The sequence below is a fragment of the Lentimicrobium sp. S6 genome, assembly GCF_013166635.1.
Classification (GTDB): Bacteria; Bacteroidota; Bacteroidia; order Bacteroidales; family UBA12170; genus UBA12170.
Window position 1 is genome coordinate 1 of the sequence record NZ_JABKBZ010000183.1, and the last position, 2,042, is coordinate 2,042.

At 43.1% G+C, this 2,042-nt stretch carries 1 protein-coding gene; it reads right to left on the reverse strand.

From position 1 onward, the window contains the following. On the reverse strand, positions 1 to 2,042 hold a 2,042-nt coding region (locus HNS40_RS22190; protein WP_172284899.1), incomplete at both ends, for a PKD domain-containing protein.

Here is a 2,042-nt window from a genome sequence, read left to right on the forward strand (position 1 = left end):
TATCCAAATGCCTTGGTGATGAGTTGCACGTCGTATATGCCTGGAGCAGTAAAAGCATGTGTAGGGTTTTGAGCCGTGCTAAAGTTAAAGGCGCCGCTAGTTGGGTCTCCAAAATCCCACCACCAATTGGTAACAAATCCTTGGCTGGTGCTGCTGGTATCCACAAACTGTACATCGCTACCAAAGCAGCTGTTCTCCCAATAGAAGCCTGCCACAGGGCGAGGATTTACGCTTAGGGTCATGGTGGTATCGTCGATACAGCCATTGCCATCAGTTACCGTTAAAGTCACATCAAAATCGCCCAAATGGCTAAAGAGATGCTCAGGATGTTGCAAAGTAGAATAGTTTTCTAAACCACTCATAGGGTCACCAAATTCCCAATTCCAGCTGATGATGGCCGGGCCACCATTTAGGGTGCTGATGTCTTGGAAACTCACTGTATCGTCTAGAGAGACTAGAGAATAGATGAAGTTTGCTGTTGGGCAGGGGCTGACTAATAGTACCTGCTCGTGAACTTCTTCGCAGCCATTTTTACTGGCCAATAACTGCACAGTATTTTCTCCTTGTTGAGTAAATATGTGATGGATATTCTGACCACTTTCTTGACTACCATCCTCAAAGGTCCAAGACCAAGTATCGGGGCTCAAAAGTGGAGCAATAACTCTACCGCTTAAACTGGCTGGCGTATTGGTGCACAATCCCCAATAGTCGATGCCTAGGCTAAACTCAGGTGTGATATATAAGCTTTGTTCTAGCGTGTCGCTGCACTGCCAATCGTCGATAATAATTAGACTAATTTCTTTATTCCCACCATTATTATAGGTATGACTGGGATTAATTTCTCCTGTCGTGATGCCATCGTCTAAGTCCCAATTATAGGAGAGTATGGTTCCTGGGGATTGGCTTTGGTTTTGGAATTGTATTTCATTTCCTTCGCACAGCGGCCATTGGGCTTGGAAATTGGCTTGCGGTAAATCTCTAAAATATAGATTTTGTGTTTCAGAACTTTGGCAGCCATGAGCATCTGTAACGGTGAGTTGCACCGGGTAATTCCCAGAGTTGTTATAAGTATGCGAAGGGTTACTAAGTGTGGATGAACTACCTTCACCAAAATCCCATTGCCAGTTGGTTAAGGATAGTCCATCTCCAGTGCTATTGTCGGTAAAAGCGATGGGGCTTTCTAAGCACTGACCAGTATAACTAAAATCACTGGTGGGCAGTTCTCGTATATCTATTTCCACTTCTTGACCAGCAGTACAGGTATCAATATTGCCAATTAGCTGATAGGTATAATTTCCTGCAGCGGTAAATGTTTGGGAAATATTTTGCTGGTCGATGCTGCTTCCATCATGAATATTCCAATGCCAATTGTCGAGGGTGATTCCTGTTGGAGTGGCCTCCCCAAGCAGTGTTCCGGTTTGGTCTATACAAAAATCAGGAGCTAAAATCTGCACATCGAAATTGGGATATACCCTCACATTGGGTTTGATGATTTCATCTTGACAACCATTCTCATCAGTAATCTGAAGCGTGATTTGATAGGTGCCAGGCGAAGGATAGATATAGATGAGTTCCTCTTGTGAACTGGTGCTTCCATTGTCGAAATCCCAGAAATAGTTTTGCAGGTTTTTCCCATTTCCATCGCTTAAATTACTGATGGTGACCACATCGCTTTTACAAGGATTGGTATAGGAAAACTGTGCGATGGGAAGACTGTCAACTATCACATTTTGTAGCAATGTGTCTTTACAATTGTGCTGACTGGTGACTATGAGTTCCACCTCTTGATTTCCATGAGAGGCAAAGTTAAAACTTGGATTTTCATCACTAAAACTTTGAGCTTCTATCTGCCATAAATAGGAAGTAAGATTATCTCCAAAGCCATCGCTGAGATTATCAAAAACGGTAGTGTTTCCAAAACAAACCATGGGCGCATCAAAGGCAGCTTGAGGTTTGGGATGTACCATTATGCTTTGCAAAGCAGTGTCTCTACAAGCTTGATTGCTCTCCACAATTAATTGAATATCATGACTTCCGTAATC